The sequence below is a fragment of the Pseudomonas sp. AC016 genome, assembly GCF_979253365.1.
In genome coordinates, this window is the sequence record NZ_CEEDCC010000001.1 from 767,397 (window position 1) to 784,297 (window position 16,901).

The 16,901-nt window shown below is 56.9% G+C and carries 15 protein-coding genes and 2 pseudogenes; 12 read left to right on the forward strand and 5 right to left on the reverse strand.

Going from position 1 to position 16,901, the window contains the following annotated elements:
- Positions 1-14: 14 nt before the first annotated feature.
- From AC0IXS_RS03200 to AC0IXS_RS03210, 3 genes and pseudogenes are all read right to left on the reverse strand, one after another.
- Positions 15-1,493: a chemotaxis protein CheW gene (locus AC0IXS_RS03200; RefSeq protein ID WP_471823747.1), complete on the reverse strand. Its 1,479-nt coding sequence runs from the start codon at positions 1,491-1,493 to the stop codon at positions 15-17.
- The gene (locus AC0IXS_RS03205; protein ID WP_412778831.1) at positions 1,490-2,086 is read right to left on the reverse strand and encodes a methyl-accepting chemotaxis protein; all 597 of its coding nucleotides are present in this window, start codon (positions 2,084-2,086) and stop codon (positions 1,490-1,492) included. Before AC0IXS_RS03205 ends, AC0IXS_RS03200 begins: the two co-directional genes overlap by 4 nt.
- Positions 2,087-2,119: 33 nt before the next feature.
- Positions 2,120-3,625 (reverse strand): annotated as a pseudogene (locus AC0IXS_RS03210) (PAS domain-containing protein); the annotation flags it as partial.
- 778 nt (positions 3,626-4,403) lie between these two features.
- On the opposite strand from AC0IXS_RS03210, the gene AC0IXS_RS03215 reads away from it, so the two are divergent.
- The 3 genes from AC0IXS_RS03215 (at position 4,404) to AC0IXS_RS03225 (ending at position 5,821) form a co-directional block, all read left to right on the forward strand.
- The gene (locus AC0IXS_RS03215; RefSeq protein ID WP_004887928.1) at positions 4,404-4,580 is read left to right on the forward strand and encodes a con-10 family general stress protein; all 177 of its coding nucleotides are present in this window, start codon (positions 4,404-4,406) and stop codon (positions 4,578-4,580) included.
- A gap of 213 nt (positions 4,581-4,793) precedes the next feature.
- Positions 4,794-5,141, forward strand: coding sequence for a con-10 family general stress protein (locus AC0IXS_RS03220; RefSeq protein WP_029241506.1), 348 nt, complete (start codon positions 4,794-4,796; stop codon positions 5,139-5,141).
- A gap of 128 nt (positions 5,142-5,269) precedes the next feature.
- On the forward strand, positions 5,270-5,821 hold the full coding sequence (locus tag AC0IXS_RS03225; RefSeq protein ID WP_057408721.1) for an ATP-dependent Clp protease proteolytic subunit: 552 nt from the start codon (positions 5,270-5,272) through the stop codon (positions 5,819-5,821).
- Between the two features lie 16 nt (positions 5,822-5,837).
- On the opposite strand, the gene AC0IXS_RS03230 is transcribed toward AC0IXS_RS03225, so the two are convergent.
- Positions 5,838-6,164 (reverse strand): hypothetical protein, encoded by a 327-nt coding sequence (locus AC0IXS_RS03230; protein ID WP_025992875.1) that lies wholly within the window; start codon positions 6,162-6,164, stop codon positions 5,838-5,840.
- Positions 6,165-6,736: 572 nt separating this feature from the next.
- On the opposite strand from AC0IXS_RS03230, the gene cyoA reads away from it, so the two are divergent.
- The 8 genes and pseudogenes from cyoA (at position 6,737) to AC0IXS_RS03270 (ending at position 15,684) form a co-directional block, all read left to right on the forward strand.
- Positions 6,737-7,645, forward strand: a complete 909-nt coding sequence (cyoA, locus tag AC0IXS_RS03235; RefSeq protein WP_057408720.1) for a ubiquinol oxidase subunit II — start codon at positions 6,737-6,739, stop codon at positions 7,643-7,645.
- A 1-nt stretch (position 7,646) separates the two neighbouring features.
- Positions 7,647-9,620, forward strand: a complete 1,974-nt coding sequence (gene cyoB, locus AC0IXS_RS03240; RefSeq protein ID WP_471823750.1) for a cytochrome o ubiquinol oxidase subunit I — start codon at positions 7,647-7,649, stop codon at positions 9,618-9,620.
- A gap of 2 nt (positions 9,621-9,622) precedes the next feature.
- Positions 9,623-10,237, forward strand: a complete 615-nt coding sequence (cyoC, locus tag AC0IXS_RS03245) for a cytochrome o ubiquinol oxidase subunit III (protein WP_449125700.1) — start codon at positions 9,623-9,625, stop codon at positions 10,235-10,237.
- 1 nt (position 10,238) lies between these two features.
- Positions 10,239-10,577, forward strand: a complete 339-nt coding sequence (cyoD, locus tag AC0IXS_RS03250) for a cytochrome o ubiquinol oxidase subunit IV (RefSeq protein WP_004887942.1) — start codon at positions 10,239-10,241, stop codon at positions 10,575-10,577.
- Between the two features lie 217 nt (positions 10,578-10,794).
- The gene (locus tag AC0IXS_RS03255; RefSeq protein ID WP_057408718.1) at positions 10,795-11,034 is read left to right on the forward strand and encodes a DUF2934 domain-containing protein; all 240 of its coding nucleotides are present in this window, start codon (positions 10,795-10,797) and stop codon (positions 11,032-11,034) included.
- Between the two features lie 390 nt (positions 11,035-11,424).
- Entirely contained in the window at positions 11,425-13,614 is a 2,190-nt protein-coding gene (locus AC0IXS_RS03260; protein WP_471823752.1) for an ATP-binding protein, read from the forward strand.
- Between the two features lie 159 nt (positions 13,615-13,773).
- On the forward strand, positions 13,774-14,940 hold the full coding sequence (locus AC0IXS_RS03265; RefSeq protein WP_122690213.1) for a hypothetical protein: 1,167 nt from the start codon (positions 13,774-13,776) through the stop codon (positions 14,938-14,940).
- Positions 14,941-14,959: 19 nt separating this feature from the next.
- A pseudogene (locus AC0IXS_RS03270) lies at positions 14,960-15,684 on the forward strand (DUF892 family protein).
- A 214-nt stretch (positions 15,685-15,898) separates the two neighbouring features.
- On the opposite strand, the gene AC0IXS_RS03275 reads toward AC0IXS_RS03270, so the two are convergent.
- Positions 15,899-16,186 carry a DUF2934 domain-containing protein gene (locus AC0IXS_RS03275; RefSeq protein ID WP_198426250.1) on the reverse strand — a complete coding sequence of 96 codons (288 nt, stop codon included), beginning with the start codon at positions 16,184-16,186 and terminating at the stop codon, positions 15,899-15,901.
- Between the two features lie 317 nt (positions 16,187-16,503).
- Between AC0IXS_RS03275 and AC0IXS_RS03280 the strand changes: the two genes are divergently transcribed.
- Positions 16,504-16,890, forward strand: a complete 387-nt coding sequence (locus AC0IXS_RS03280) for a hypothetical protein (RefSeq protein WP_137203047.1) — start codon at positions 16,504-16,506, stop codon at positions 16,888-16,890.
- Positions 16,891-16,901: the final 11 nt, after the last annotated feature.

Genomic DNA, 16,901 nt, shown 5'->3' on the forward strand with positions numbered 1-16,901 from the left:
GATTCACCCTCACATCACGCGACCGCGCGTTGCTGCACGCTCTGCTCCAGTTGTCTGGCCACGCCTTGCAAGTCCAGCAGCGTCAAACGGGAACTGCGTTCAGGACTGCCGACACTGACCAGAGAGCGCGCCCGGTCGTTGACCGAAATATCCTTGCCCAGATTGGTCTGCCAACCCTGCTCCAGCATTGCCGGATCAAACTGATTGAACGCATCGATCGAGTCGACCCGGCTCACTGTAAATCCGAAACAGAGACGTTCACCCCGCACAATCAGCACGCGGGACGCTTCGGTCTGTGCTGGCGCTGTCTCGCCAAGCAGGCTGCTCAGGCAGATCAACGGCACCTGCTCACCGCGCAGATTGAACTGCCCCAGCAAATGCGTAGAGGATTGGGCCAGGCCGATCAGTTGCCGGGGCACAGCAAGAATCTCGACGATCTGGCTCAACGGTGCCACGAAGCGGCTCGGTGCATCGAACAACAGACAGGCATGCCGCAACATCGCCTTGGTGACGTCATGGGAGGCTTGCGCAGGCTGTACGTCGTTCTGATAGACCTTGGTGTAACTGGTGACCTCAGGCCGTTGCAGCAGCGCCGGATGATCGAGCAACAAGGCTTGCTCACCTTCCTGCAGATTCATCACGCCGGCGAACAGCTCGGGATGAGGCAAACCATACGCGGGCGCCGCCAGGAGGCTGTCCGGGTCCTGCCGATGAATCGCAACCATCCGGTCGTAACCAAACCCGCAAACACGCCCGTCCGGTGCGGTCAGCAGCAAAAGTTGTGGCTTGGAAGCCTGCCGCGTGTGATCCAGCCCCAGGACCTCGGAAAGGTTGAGCGCCGGCACCTTTGTGCCGCGCACCGAGGTAACGCCAAAGCAGCAATCGCTGCCGAAATCCGATGCGCTGATTTCAGGTCCGTCCACCAGTTCGGTAACCACGCTGGCATCAATGCAGAAGTGCCGACCGTCGCACTCGAAGACCAGATAGTGCAACAAGCGACGCTTGGCCGCCTGTGCTTCCTCCTTGAGCAACTGTGCGTGCTGATCGGCCGCAAACATGACGCCCGGCAGACCGGCCAACACCTGCAGATCCAGCTTGTAGATCATGCGCGACTCTTCGCTGCCCAACAGCAGCTCCGGCAACAATCCGGTGCTGTTGCCGCCAGGTCCTATCGAACAGAACTGCGCGTCACGTGCCTTGAGAATATCGCACACGGTATCGATCGCCAGCCCCAGATAACCGCCGCCGAATTTCAGGATGGCAACCAGCGGCGTAGGTGCCGAGTTGTCGGTGCCTTCGGCAAGCTGACCACGCAGATCCACCAGTGGCACCGGTTTGCCACGCAGTGTGAACACGCCGAGCAGCGCACCGCGTGTCAGCGGGTGCGACTGCAGATCGGCCGGCCAGTGCACCGCCTCCATCAACGCATCGGCGATGACCGCCAGGTAGGTGCCGTTTATCTGCACCACGCCATAGGCATGCATGTCATTCATGCCGGTTGCCCAAGCGACATCCTGTCCAGCGCCTCAGTGCTGCTGCCATTGGCATTGGCCTTGTGCAGCTCGACGATCAACGACTCGACTTCATGCGCAGAAACACGCTGTTTCTCGGTGGCCGCATTGATCCCGTCAATGGCCTGAGTGGTCTGCATCACACCTTCGACGATGTGCTCGAAGGCTTCGCCCGCGCTGAGGGAAATCTCGTTGCCCGACTCGATCCGGCCGACCGTTTCGAGAATCAGTTTGTTGATCTCCTTGGTCGCCCGCGAAGACTTCTCGGCCAGCTTGCGCACCTCGTCCGCCACGACCGAGAAACCAAGACCATGCTCACCGGCGCGCGCCGCTTCGATGGCAGCGTTGAACGCCAGCATGTTGGTCTGGCTGGCAATTTCGCTGATGACCTGAACGATATCCTGAATCCCTTCAGCCGATTTGGCGATCATGCCCATCGCTTCGGACGCCTTGTTAAGCGTCTGCGAACCACGGCTGGCCTGCTCACGTGTCTGTCTGGCCAGTTCGGTGGCGGTGTCGGTGCTTTGCGCGACGTAGGCTATCGCGCCCATCAGCGCCTTGACCGAATTGTCCATCGCCAGAGTCTTGGCCTCGATGGCCTGTTCGATCTCGACCTGACGAGTGATGTCAGTGGCGAACTTGACGACTTTGAACGGCTTGCCTTCGTGGTCGAAGATCGGGTTGTAGGTCGCCTGAATCCAGATGTGCTGGCCGTATTTGCTCAGGCGCATGAAGCGACCCGAGAAGAATTCGCCCTGCCCCAGGCTGTGCCAGAACTCGCGATAAGGCGTGCTGCGCACGTATTCCTCTTCGCAGAAGATCCGGTGATGCTGGCCCTTGAGTTCCTGCATCCCGTAACCCATGGCTTTCAGGAAGTTGGGGTTGGCCGTGAGGATGTTGCCAGCCATGTCGAATTCGATCACCGCCTGGGCACGGTCGATTGCCGTGACCTTACCCTTGTCCTCGACACTGCTTTCCTTGGCGTCGGTCACGTCCAGCGCGAACTTGACGATCTTGTAGGCCTTGCCCTGAGCATCGAAGATCGGGTTGTAGGTGGCCTGAATCCAGATCTCCCTGCCGTCCTTGCGCTTGCGCTTGTATTCGTTGGCGTCGTATTCACCACGGCCCAGCTTGTCCCACAGCTCGCGATAGGCAAGGCTGCTGATGAAATCCTCGGAACAGAACATGCGGTGATGCTCACCGACAATCTCGTTCAGGTCATAGCCGAATACGTTGAGGAAGTTGCGGTTGGCGGTCAGCACCTTGCCGGTCAGATCGAACTCGATCACGGCCTGGGAACGCTCGATCGCAGTCACCTTGCCGGCCTGCTCGGCCTGGCGAGCGCGGCTTTCCGTCACGTCGTTGGCGAACTTGACGACCTTGTACGGACGACCGTCCGGATCGAGGATAGGGTTGTAAGTGGCGCTGATCCACAGCTCGCGACCGTTCTTGCCGACGCGTTTGTATTCGCCCGAGTCATACTCGCCACGCTCCAGCTTCGCCCAGAAGGCACGGTACGCCGGACTATTGAGGTATTCGTCATCGCAAAACATGCGGTGGTGCTGACCCTGAACCTCGTCCAGACGGTAGCCCAGAATCGACAGAAAATTTTCGTTGGCGCTGAGCACACGACCGTTCAGGTCGAACTCGATCACCGCCTGCGACCGCTCGATGGCAGACACCTTGCCTTCGTATTCGGCATTGGTCTTGCGCTGATGGGTCACGTCGGTTGCGAACTTCACGACCTTGAACGGATTGCCGTGCTCGTCTAGCACCGGGTTGTAGGTCGCCTGCAGCCAGATTTCCTTGCCGCCCTTGCCCAGCCGTTTGTATTGACCTTCATCGAATGCGCCCTCGCTCAGCTTCTTCCAGAACGTTGCATATTCCAGGCTGGAGGCGTGGTCAGGGGTGCAGAAAATGCGGTGATGACGCCCCTGAATTTCGTCGAGGCGATAGCCAACGCAGTCCAGAAAATTGGTATTGGCCCGCAGGATGTTGCCTTCAAGATCGAATTCAATCATCGCTTGCGACCGATCAATGGCCGTCATGAGCGAGTGGAGGTCCAACTGCACCCCGGTTATGTCCTTAGGGGTACTTACAGTTGTTGTCGACATGAACAGTGCTCTGAGAATTAAAGAGTTATAAAAAAAGAGTGACGCACATCAGCTTCTGCGGGCGATGCAAAACGCTCCTCGATCCGTGAGACGTTGAGGCCTTCCATGCAAGACAGATAATCGTATTTCTCGATGAACGCGATAGCGCAGCAATCAGGTCGCAAAACATCCGGGTTGCCGGCAGGTGTCGTATTTTTCAGCTCGTGACAACCTGACAGATACGTCAGATTGCGCCGAGAGCCATTAGTTCGCCACTACCGGTGATCCGAAGTTGGCCCAGTGTCACGCCATCAGGAAAAAAACCAGATGACCAGGACGACTGCACCGGTCCATGTGAGGGTGAGCAGGAACGAAAGCCCTGCCAGACGCGGATCCATGTGCCTCCCGAACGTGACAGGACAACTGCCTGAAAAAAACCAGCTTCTGCATACGGGCGGCGAGACGCGGCGGATCACCGGTTCGATCATTATTTTTTCAGCCGATCTGGCGAGCAGGGACGACCCTGCCACAGCTGCGTTTTTCAGCGATGCGCAATGAGGTCAGCGACAGGCAAAACAGCACGTCACGGAAAGAATCAACGGCTGTGTGATCGATATCGAAACTGTACAAATATCCCTGCCTGGTTCATTACCTGTACAAAGCCTTTACAACTACCACCTTTTATCGGCCGGGAAACAAATAGTAAAAGCATTCTGCGCCTGACGCTTATCGGAGTAAGTGTCCGTTCTGGAAACTGGACGCCAACTTCACGAATCGTAAATGATACTGGAGAGCCATCATGACTACAGGCAATAAAAACCCGGGAAACTTCGCCAATGATCGCGAGAAAGCATCGGAAGCCGGTAAGAAAGGAGGACAAGCCTCGGGCGGCAACTTTGCCAACGACCGGGAAAAAGCCTCTGAGGCAGGTAAAAAAGGCGGACAAAACAGCCACGGTGGCGGCCGCAAATCCTGATTGATCCGTGTCAACCATGTTCCGGCTTGTTTACGTCAAAAGGGGCTATTCCGAACAGGCCCTGCAGCGTCTGATCAACACTGCGTAACGCGTAGACGAGCCCGGAACGCGACACTTTCTGGCAGGTATTTATAATGCCTGCAGCGAAGATCCATACAATCGATCCCGATTGTTGACTTGTACAGTACTGCAACTTCAATGAGGTATCAGAAAATGGCACAAGATAAACAAGGCGGTATGAGTGTAAACGAAGCGGGCAAAAAAGGCGGCGAAGCAACCTCAGCCAGCCACGACAAAGAGTTCTATCAGGAAATTGGCAGCAAGGGCGGTCAGAACAGCGGCGGCAACTTCAAGAATGACCCCGAGCGCGCTGCGGAAGCTGGCAGCAAAGGCGGCCAGAACAGCGGCGGCAATTTCAAGAACGACCCTGAGCGCGCCGCGGAAGCCGGCAGCAAGGGAGGCCAGAACAGCGGCGGCAACTTTGCCAATGATCGCGAAAAGGCATCTGAGGCCGGACGCAAAGGTGGACAAAACAGCCATGGAGGCGGACGCAACAGCTAGTCCACAGGCGTCGACGTGACGAAGGTCTTCGTCTCTGCTCATAACGTTCACCCGACCGGTTACGGTGTCCTGGGACGCCGCGACCGGCCGGGTGTTCGACTGTCCGTTATTTATCACGAAGGTGCGTCATGACCTTGCATATCATCAACTTCACCGGCCCCATCAATGCGTCCACCTGCGGCCAGACCATCGAGAAGGCGGCCTTGGCGGTTCAGAGCAAAGCCACGGGCCTTACGATCAACATTGCAACGCTGGGCGGCGAGTGCAGTTATGGATTCACCCTCTACAACTTTCTGATGGCGCTGCCGATTCCAGTGCACACGCACAATCTCGGCACCGTGGAATCCATGGGCAACATCGTCTTTCTGGCGGGCGAGCGCAGAACGGCCTGCCGACACAGCAAGTTCCTGTTTCACCCCTTTCACTGGTACGTGAATGGTTCTGTCGACCACTCACGCATGTCTGAATACGCCATGAGCCTGGATTACGACCTGCAGCTCTATGCCCGTATTGTGGGTGAGCGCACCAAAAATGCTGAAGAGAAGCTGGAGATCGAAAAGTACCTGACCGCCGCACCGCGCATTCTCGATCCCGCGCAAGCGCTGACGGCCGGGATGATTCACGCGGTGACGACTCCATCACTGGAAGGCGAGTTTGTCGTTCACACCGTCCATTCATGAGCCGCCGTCCTGCCGATCAATCGTCGTCATCGTCTTCTTCACGATCAGCGCGATCGGCACAGGGCAGTCGGCCCGACTCCCCTCCGGCAATCCGCTCGGCCTGATCCCGACCCCGTTTCATGGCATCCGGAACCGTCCACTCGGCGCCCGGCAATCTGGTGGTTCGCTTCGCCACGGAGCGTCCCTCCTTGTCACACACGCTGACGACCAATTCGATATCGCCGTCCGGCAATTCATGAGCACACACATTGGCCTTGCAACCATTTTCCAGGTCACGCTCATAACTCTTTTCAATAACGGGACTGTCAGACTGTGCGGGAGACGTGGATGACTTGTTGAACATGCTGCCCTCCGGGAAACTATTACATGCGAGACACACTTGATCAGCATATAAAACTTACAGCCAACTGCCATGGCACCCGACAAGAGGCACCCTTCCGCTTCGTTAGTTGTGCCGTTCGTCGCCTCTAGAGCATTTTTAAAAACCAAGCCACACTTGCTGCATTCAAACCGGTTGGTAGCCAGAACGAAGTCGGCGCAAACACTATCGCAACAGGCCAAGTGCAATGCATATGGCCAGGAGTCGCCGAATGTCGCCTATATCGGATAGAGACCGGAGCAACTGCTCCGAGTATGCCAATACCCCTTCCAATCATGCTGTCTATGAACGCCGCATGGAAAACCTCGCTAATCAGACAAGTAAAAAAAGGCAATCAAAAGGCCAGCACTCACCGCAGCATGACATTCAACCGGATAACACTTACGAGCATCTTGAACGGCGCGACCTTTATTGACTGTCGGCAGATTCAATAAGGCTTTCGTCTGGGCTCGTATCGGTTTTATAGCCAGCCAGCACGTTGAATGATGGCAACTTAATTGCAGTTTGGTTTATCTGTAACGCGAGGTAGAAAATCAATGCGAACGATCAAAACTTGTCTGGTGGCGCTCTGTTTCGCCTTGATGTCAGGGTGCAACTGGGTGATTTTCAATCCCAAGGGTCAGATCGCACTCGAACAGCGCAACCTGATCATCCTGGCCACCGCCTTGATGCTGATCGTCGTGATTCCGGTCATCCTGATGACTTTTCTGTTCGCCTGGCAGTACCGGTCGACCAACAAGAAAGCCAGGTACTCCCCGCGCTGGGCAAGCTCTCACAAGATCGAAGCCGTGGTGTGGGGCGTTCCCCTGGTGATCATTATCATTCTGGGCTGGGTGACCTGGGTCACGACGCACGAGCTCGACCCTTACCGCCCGATCGAATCCGACAACCCGCCGATCAACGTCCAAGTGGTCGCCATGGATTGGAAGTGGCTGTTCATCTACCCGGATCTGGGCATTGCCACGGTAAACGAGCTGGCCATGCCGGTGCATACCCCAGTCAGTTTCACCGTCACCTCTGACGCTGCCATGAATTCGTTTTTCATCCCGGCCCTGGGCGGGCAGATCTACGCCATGCCCGGAATGCAGACCCGATTGCACCTGATTGCCAACGAGGTCGGCCAGTACCGTGGCATCTCCGCCAACTACAGCGGTCCCGGTTTCTCCGACATGCATTTCAGCACCCTCGCCACGACGCCCGCCGACTTCGAGGCCTGGGTCACAAAGGTCAGGAACACCTCCCGAACACTCGATCCAGCGACTTACAAGACGCTGGCGACGCCGACTCACGGCTATGACATCACCTACTACTCAGCTGTCGATCAGCAGCTCTTCAAGACCATCGTCGACAAGTACGAAGGGATGAATAAATCAAGAAGGACGATACCGGAGCCAGTGGCCTCCGAAGATGCCGATGACCGTAATTCGACGCAGAAGGAGCGCTGACATGTTCGGAAAACTGTCCTGGGACGCCATCCCGCTTCATGAACCCATCATCATGTATACCCTTGCGATAGTGGGTCTCATCGCAGTGGGGATGGTCGGTTCGATTACCTGGAAAGGGGCCTGGGGTTACCTGTGGCGCGAGTGGTTCACTTCGGTGGACCACAAAAAGATCGGCTGCATGTACATCATTGTTGCGCTGGTCATGCTGCTGCGCGGGTTTTCCGATGCCATCATGATGCGCACGCAACAGGCGATGGCCGCTGAGGGAGGTCCGGGGTATCTGCCGCCCGAGCATTACGACCAGATTTTTACCGCACACGGCGTGATCATGATTTTCTTCATGGCGATGCCGTTCATGGTCGGCCTGCTGAATATCGTGGTGCCGCTACAGATCGGCGCCCGCGACGTCGCCTACCCTTTCCTGAACGCGCTGAGCTTCTGGCTGTTTGTGGTCGGTGCTGCGCTGGTGAACCTTTCACTGGGCGTCGGCGAATTCGCCCGGACCGGATGGGTGGCCTATCCCCCGCTCTCGGAACTGGGATACAGCCCGGGCGTCGGCGTGGATTACTACATCTGGTCGTTACAGATATCAGGGATAGGCACGTTGCTGACGGGGCTCAATTTCTTCGTCACGATTCTGAAGATGCGCACCACCGGCATGACGCTGTTCAAGATGCCGGTGTTCACCTGGACGGCGCTGTGCACCTCGGTACTGATCCTCGCGGCGTTCCCGATCCTGACCGCCACGCTGTTCATGCTCACCCTGGATCGCTACCTGGGCATGCACTTCTTCACCAGCGAAGCCGGCGGCAACCCGATGATGTACGTGAACCTGATCTGGGCGTGGGGGCATCCGGAGGTGTACATCCTGATCCTGCCCGCGTTCGGCATCTTCTCGGAGATCGCGGCAACCTTCAGCAGCAAACGCCTGTTCGGCTACAAGTCGCTGGTGTGGGCCACCATCGTGATCACCGTGCTGTCGTTCATCGTCTGGCTGCACCACTTTTTCACGATGGGCGCCGGTGCCAACGTCAACGCGTTCTTCGGCATCATGACCATGATCATTGCCGTACCGACGGGCGTGAAAATCTTCACCTGGCTGTTCACCATGTACCACGGCCGGGTGCGTTTCGAGACGCCGATGCTGTGGACCATCGGCTTCATCGTGACCTTCAGCATCGGCGGCATGACGGGCGTATTACTGGCCGTGCCCGGTGCCGACTTCCTGCTGCACAACAGCCTGTTCCTGGTCGCCCACTTCCATAACGTGATCATCGGGGGCGCGGTATTCGGCTATATGGCCGGGCTCACGTACTGGTTCCCCAAGGCGTTCGGGTTCAAGCTCAACGACCGGCTGGGAAGACTCTCGTTCTGGTGCTGGATTGTCGGTTTCTACTTCGCGTTCATGCCCTCCTACGTGCTGGGTTTCATGGGCATGACGCGACGTCTGAATCACTTCGACAACCCCGAATGGCGTCCGTGGCTGATGCTGGAGCTGATCGGTGTGGCAATCATTCTGGTGGGCGTGGCCGGACAGGCCCTGCAACTGTTCGTCAGCATCCGCAATCGCCACAAGACCCGCGACACCACCGGCGATCCCTGGGATGCCCGGACACTGGAGTGGGCGACCGCCTCCCCGCCTCCGGTCTACAACTTTGCCGAGCAGCCAAAAGTGGATGATCTGGATGCCTACTGGGGCATGAAAGAACGTGGTGTCAGCACCCTCAGTCATACCGATTATCGCGCCATCCATATGCCACGCAACACCGCTGCCGGTCTGATCATCAGCCTGTTTGCACTGATCGCAAGCTTCGCGCTGGTCTGGCACATCTGGTGGCTGGCTGCCTTCGGCCTGGTCGCGTCTGTGGTGACGATGGTCATTCGCAGTAACAACGACGACATCGACTACTTCATACCGGCGCAGGAAGTGGCTGAAATCGAACAGGCGCGACTCAAAGAATTGGCGGAGGCATGAGCATGTCCAACATTGTGATCGACAAGGACATTGCCCATAACCATGAGCAAGGTCACGAAGACTCGGGCTCGATGTCGGTCTTCGGGTTCTGGATCTACCTGATGACCGACTGCATCCTGTTCGCGACGCTGTTCGCAGGCTATGCGGTACTGCGCGACAGCGTTGCAGGCGGGCCGTCCACGGTGGACATTTTCGAACTGCCCTACGTGCTCACCGAAACCATGCTGCTGCTGTTCAGCAGTATCACTTACGGCTACGCCATGCTGGCGATGAACCGCGATGACCGCACTGGCGTGTTGCGTTGGTTGGGGGTGACGTTCCTGCTGGGCGCCGCCTTCATTGCCATAGAGATCAATGAATTCCATCACCTGATCCAGCAGGGCTACGGCCCGGATCGCAGCGGATTTCTCACTGCATTCTTCACGCTGGTCGGCACGCATGGCGCTCACGTATTGACGGGGCTGGTGTGGATGGCGGTGCTGATGTGGCAGGTGCACAGCCGTGGACTGACGACCGTGCACGCAACCCGGCTCAGTTGCCTGAGCCTGTTCTGGCACTTTCTCGATGTGGTCTGGATCTGCGTGTTCACTGTCGTCTACATTCTGGGGGTTCTCTGATATGTACACTCAAAGCCCTGTGCGCAGCAGCGCCGGAACCAGCCACGGCAGCAGCCGTTCCTACATGGTCGGTTTTATCCTGTCGGTTGTCCTGACCCTGATTCCCTTTCTCCTGGCCATGTACCCGGCACTGCCGCGAATGACGACGTTGTGGTTGGTGGTGTTGACCGGACTGATTCAGATCGTCGTGCACCTGAAATTCTTTCTGCACCTCGATACCGCAGCCGAGCAACGCTGGAACATGCGCGCGCTGATATTTTCCCTTGTGATCATTGTCCTGCTGGTGGGGCTGACGTTGTGGATCATGTTCAGTATTCATCACAACATGCTTGCACACTGACATTGCCACTGTTCGGAACTTGCTTGAGAAGAACGTGTTATTGCTTGATCCATGACACTTCATGGATCAGGCAAGCTCATACCTGCACCCCAGCGAGAACATTTTCGCAGTTCCGCTCATCTGTTTTATTCCTGAAACACCCCCCGACGATTTAGATCAACTAATCTTTATCTCAGGGCGTTATGCACCCCTTGTTTTTATATAGAAGGAGAACGTAATGAACGAAGAAACCCTCAAACAGATCGCTTACCGTCTGTGGGAAGAACAGGGAAAGCCCGACGGCATGGATTTTGAACACTGGCTGGAGGCCAGACGGGAACTGGATGGCCAGAACAGCGACGGCCTGACAGGTTCCATCACCAGCAGCGTTGCGCCTCCCGCCCCGAAAAACAAGGCAAACCCGGCGAAAAGGAAGATTGGAAAGACGAAATCCGGTACATCATCAAGCACCGCCTGACTTTAATCAGCCCCTCGCAGCTGCCGTTTCTGATGCGGCAGCTACTGCCTGATTTCGCCTCCAAATAACGATGTTTTATTCTTGTATAATTTTACAAAAGCACTCATTTGAATATATTACACACTCAATAAGATATCGACTTTATTGCTGAATCAATGCACTTTATTCCTCTCTGAAAACATCCTATACAGGTGCCGAAAATGCTCAAAAAACAGACACTTTTTTTATCGAGTGGCTGTTTTTCGCTATTCCACTCCAGACTGGAACAGATGTTTTACTGCCATAGCGCAAACACGCCCCACTGTTCGACCTTGTAGTTTCAAGACTTTACGGGATATGGATATGCCAGCATCAGGAGCAAAAGAGCCATGCACCTGCGGGATGAATTACATGAACAGGTTTGAACGGGAGCAGGCACTGCTGCGCCAGCGCAAGGTGCTGGCAGAGTTTGGAGAACTGGCGCTGATCAGCCCGGATCTGGATATTGTGATCAACTCGGCCTGTTCCAGGGCTGGCGAAGCACTGGGAACCCATCTGGCAAAGTTCGTACAGATCATGCAGGACAGACGACAGATGTGGGTCCGCAATGGCGTCGGATGGACACCGGGGATCGTTGGTCAGCTCAGGCTGCCTTTGAAAAAGGGCTGTCCCGAGTGGTATTCGCTAGACATCAACCAGCCCGTTATCTCGACCGATGCGATCCAGGACACTCGCTTCAAGCTGCATCCTTTTCAAACCGATAATCAGGTAAAGGCCTTCGTGAACGTTATCGTTTACGCGCCTCATGACCAGTCACCCATCGGCATCTTTCAGGTCGACAGCCGCGTCTCGCGTGCCTTCAGCGACCGCGACGTGGATTTCCTGCGCAGTTACGCCAACCTGATCGCAGGCTGTTTCGAACGTTTCCGGATTACCGACGCGCTCAAGGCAACCGAGGCGCGGCTGCGCGAAAGCGAACGGCAATACCGTATTGCCGTGCAATTGAATCCGCAGATTCCATGGACGGCAGACGCTCAAGGCACCATCACCTCTCTGGATCATCGCTGGTCGGATTTCTCCGGTGTGCTGCGCGAAAAGACGCTGGGCCAGGGCTGGAGACAATCCACGCACCCGGATGACATGTCCATGATCATCCAGCAGTGGCGGCAATCGGTCGCGACGCTGCAACCATTCGATATTCAGGTGCGCCTGCGAAAGGCGATGGGCGAGTATCACTGGTACCGAGTCAGGGCCTTTCCCGATCTCGATGACGAAGGCTTATGCAGGCAGTGGTATGGCACCGTCGAAGACATCAACGAGCGCGTTCAACTGGAGTCTGTGCTGCGCCAGTGGAATGATCACCTTGAAGAGCGGATTGCCGAACGAACCCGACAGTTGCAGGAGGAACAACGTGAGCGCGAAGCCGCCGAAGCCAAGCTGCGGCAAAGTCAGAAGATGGAAGCCGTGGGCCAGTTGACCGGGGGCATTGCCCATGACTTCAACAATCTTCTGGGCAGCATCTCCGCCAGCCTGGAACTGATGCGACTGCGCCTGGACAGCGAGCGTTATTCCGAGGTGGACAAGTATCAGGCGCTGGCGATGACGGCGGTGAAACGAGCGGCGGCCCTGACAGCTCGACTGCTGGCATTCTCACGGCTGCAACCGCTGGAGCCGCAAGTGCTTGACCCCAGTGCCGTGGTTGCCAGCATGGAAGACATGATCCGTCGCACCATGGGTCCGACGATTCAGGTGACATGCCAGTTGAGCAGCGTGGGCAATATCAATTGCGACCTCAATCAGCTGGAGAATGCGCTGCTCAATCTGTCGATCAATGCGCGGGACGCCATGCCCAAAGGCGGCACGCTGACCCTTTGCACCCAGCGCCTGGAGCCCGATGAGGCAATGGCTGTGGCAGACGATCTGCAGCCACTGCCTTACGTACTGATTTCGGTCGTCGATGACGGTTGCGGGATGGACGAAGAAGTCTTGCGACGAGCGTTCGATCCTTTCTTCACGACAAAAAAACTGGGTCAGGGCACCGGTCTCGGGTTATCGATGATCTACGGATTCACCCGCCAGTCCGGTGGACAGGTGCGTATCCAGAGCGAATCGGGAGTCGGCACAACCGTGACCATGTACTTCCCCGTCGATCAGAGAACCGTCGAACAGACGGCCGACACCAAGTATGCAGCCATGCCGGAAAAATCCGGAAACGGCGAAGTCATTCTGATTGTGGACGATGAAACCGGTGTTCGTGAAATCGCCGCCGACCTGCTGTCCGACCAGGGTTACGACGTGTTCGAGGCAGCCGACTGCATATCGGCTCTCGAACAGGCCAGGACGCTCGACAGGCTGGACCTGCTGATCACCGACATCGGCCTGCCAGGCCCCATGAACGGCATCATGCTGGCGCAGGAACTGACGGCGTCGCGCCCTGCCCTCAAGGTGCTGTTCATCACCGGCTACACCAAGGCAGAAGGCATCACCGAAGGACAGTCGCTGGGGAAAATGCTGTTCAAACCGTTCAGCCTGATCGAATTTTCCGACAGCGTAAAAAGCATTCTGAGCAAGAACGACGACTCCAGAACCAGCCTCGTCTAATGCCGAGCGCTGCTTATTCGAAGAGCCGTTTTCTCCATTCGTCAGCCACGCTGCTTGTTCGACGGCCACTGGTCAGACGCTGGAAATCCTGGTGAGCCATGGCCGGTCACTCAAAGGAATGCACAGGTTTATTCCAGACCTGACGACCGGAGAAAGCGCATGACAACACTTTCGAACCTGCTCGACAACAAGGGTATACCGCTCGATAAACAGCACTTCACCTGGAAGGAAATGGCAGGCAAGCCCATCTCCAAACTGGATGATGATGCCTTCACCCGGGTACGGGTGATCCTCATGAACGGCGTGGAGTCCGACGCCTTGCGTCTCAAGCATTTCGGGTCCCGTTTTCACAAGGCGTTACGCGATCCTCTGGCGCAGGTACGCCGTGCAGAGCAGCACCAGATGACCATGGTCAACTGGCTGCTGTCGGCGGACCACTCGCCGCTGGAAACCACGGTGGCCTACGAGCAGACGGCCATCGAAATCACCGCCGCCGTGGCGCAGACCGAGCCGGACCCTTATCAGGCGCAGACCTACCGCTTCGGACTGCTCGAGGATTTCGATCACCTGTACCGTTATTCGGCAATGCTTGATCGCCTTGAAGGCAAGGATGCGAACAACATTCTTCAGGGCTACACCGACCTCGTGCCGGGGCGTCCGACCAGCGAGCATCATCGTGCGCCGCAGGATGACTTGCGTGAGAACTACCAGAAGGATCAGGCCGAGCTCATCACCAAGATCCATGCCGCGCTGATCACTGCAGCCGAATACCAGACCCATGACTATTACATGAACATCGGCCCGACCTTTGCCGACCCGGTGGCACGTGCGTTGTACGCTGAAATCGCCTCGGTGGAAGAACAGCATGTCACCCAGTACGGCTCGCTTCAGGACCCGGGCGAGACCTTCATCGAGAAATGGCTGATCCATGAAGCGATGGAAGTCTACGCCTACGCCAGTTGTGCCGAGCAGGAAGACAATCCGCGCATCAAGGCGATGTGGGAACGCTTCGTCGATTATGAACTGGGGCATCTGAATCTCGCCTGCGAGCTGTTCAAGAACCTTGAGCGCCGCGATCCGGCCGAAATCCTCGGCGGACAGCTACCCGAGATGATTGCGTTCAAAAGTCAGCGGGATTTCGTGCGCACCACACTGGCCGCAGAAGTCGACCTGCGGGCGCATGGGATCAATTACGTCAACAAGCAGGATGAAAATCAGGCATCGCTGGATTACCGCGCCCGCCTGAACGCACAAGGTGTTCCAGCGAGTGTGGCGTCCGCCGGCTACAACTGGCAGCCCGGCACCGAACTGAGCCACCCACTATAAGCACGCGGGGGAAACCGTCATGACCAGTCCTGAATTGAAACTTGGCCTAAACCGTACGCCTGTCCAGCTGTCGCCCGATGACACACAACGACAGATCGAAGCCACACAACGCTTCCCGGCCGATGTGCCCGGCAGCATCGAACAACTGACCGAAGAGCGCCAGCAAGCCATTCTCGACGCGGACACCGTGGGGTCCGTCCCGATTCCAGGCTCGCTGAAGGGCATGGTCAAAAGCGCCCTGGATAAATTGCGCGGCAAGAACCCGGAAGTGCTCATCGATAAACTGGGCGAGCGGCTGGCGTTCGAGCGCACCGGGGTTCGCATGTATGAAGCCATGATTGCCAAGGCCTTGTCGGCAAAGGGTGCGGACAGCGTGCTGGTCGATACCTTGCGACAGATCCAGCGTGAAGAGCATCAGCATATGGCGGTGCTGCGCAAGGCCATCGAAACCCTGGGTGGCGACCCTACTGCCATGACGCCATGCGCAGACGTGGCCGCCGTCAAGTCGCAAGGCGTGATGCAGGTGCTGACCGACCCACGCACCACGACCTCGCAGTGCCTGAGTGCAATCCTGACCCTGGAACTGGAAGACAACGACGCCTGGGCCATGTTGATTGAACTCACTCGCAAGGCCGGGCATCCGATGATTGCCGGCGACTTCGAACAGGCATTGCGCGAGGAAGAGAGCATCTGAGTGCCATCCGCACGATCCTGAAAGAAAACCTGCTGGCACAGGTCGATTGAACATGACCGGTGAAGGGCAATCCGTGACTGCCCTTCATCGGCATAACAAGAGAAACAGCCTCATGAACATCCCTGCCCGTTTCGAATTCCATTACGTCCAGAATGGCGTAAAACAAAGCGTGACCATTCTCACAGATACGCTTTTCAAGAAGCCTGCGCCTGTCCTGTCTTTGCGGGCACAGCCGTCACCCGCGCTGAAGAAATCCGGCAAACGTTAGTCTGCAGGCCGCTCACCGCTGGACTCGATCTGCTCGGATGAATCAAGCAGTGTGGCGTCCGCTGGCGGCTGGTCGGCCTCCAGTGTCTTTTGTGCCTTGTCCCAGAACTCGAGGCGTTCACGTTCGCCCTCCGGACTGCCCGCCTGTTGCCACAGTTCATAGGCTTTCTGACGGACTTTTTCTTCGTCGACCATCTTTATTTCCTCCTTGCCTGATGTACGGTCGAGCCTTGAAGCAGGCCCTTCCAGGATGACCGAACGCTGATCTGGAAGTTGTGCGTTCATGGCATCAGACCGACCACTGGATACACCGATCATCTTCCTCGGCCGACAGTCCATGACGCTCGTCAGAAGCGCGCATTCCATCCCATTGCCGCTCATACCTTTCGTCCTTCAATTAAACGAACTTGTACTTTTTTTGACAGCCCTATACAGAGGGGACTGCGATTCCAGAGGGCCACTAGACACACAAATAACCAACTGGATCGATCCGAAAAACATTCATCAATGCGGCACCCATGAGCAAGGACCAAGCCCGCTGGCAGACAAAAACAATGGTGCAGATCAAGGAGGATGATCGAGCAGTGCTACCCGGAGTTATCATGAACGAAAGATGTGAAATCGTGCCCTCCACCCTTCTGCAAAGACTGGCGAAGATAGACAGACTGCCCTGCCCCGATCAGTCGGCAGCCGTGCAGGAACTTCGTGAACTGATCATCAGCCCCACACCCTTGCCACTCGACGACGACCTTCGTTACATCCTCGGCAGAGCCAACTTCAGTTGCATGTCCATTGCGCAGGGCCTGAGGCTGCTGGGTTATCAGATCCCGGAAAAATCCGAGGACGAACAGGCGGCGGCCATCCACTGGATGCTGTCCCACTACCTGCGCGATCCGGTGAACTGGCGAAGCAACGCGTCGGATGAATTCCAGTGCGGTGCCGACGTTGAAGCACCGATACGACCCGGCTCACATCAGCCGGGTGTCTGATAAATCGTGAA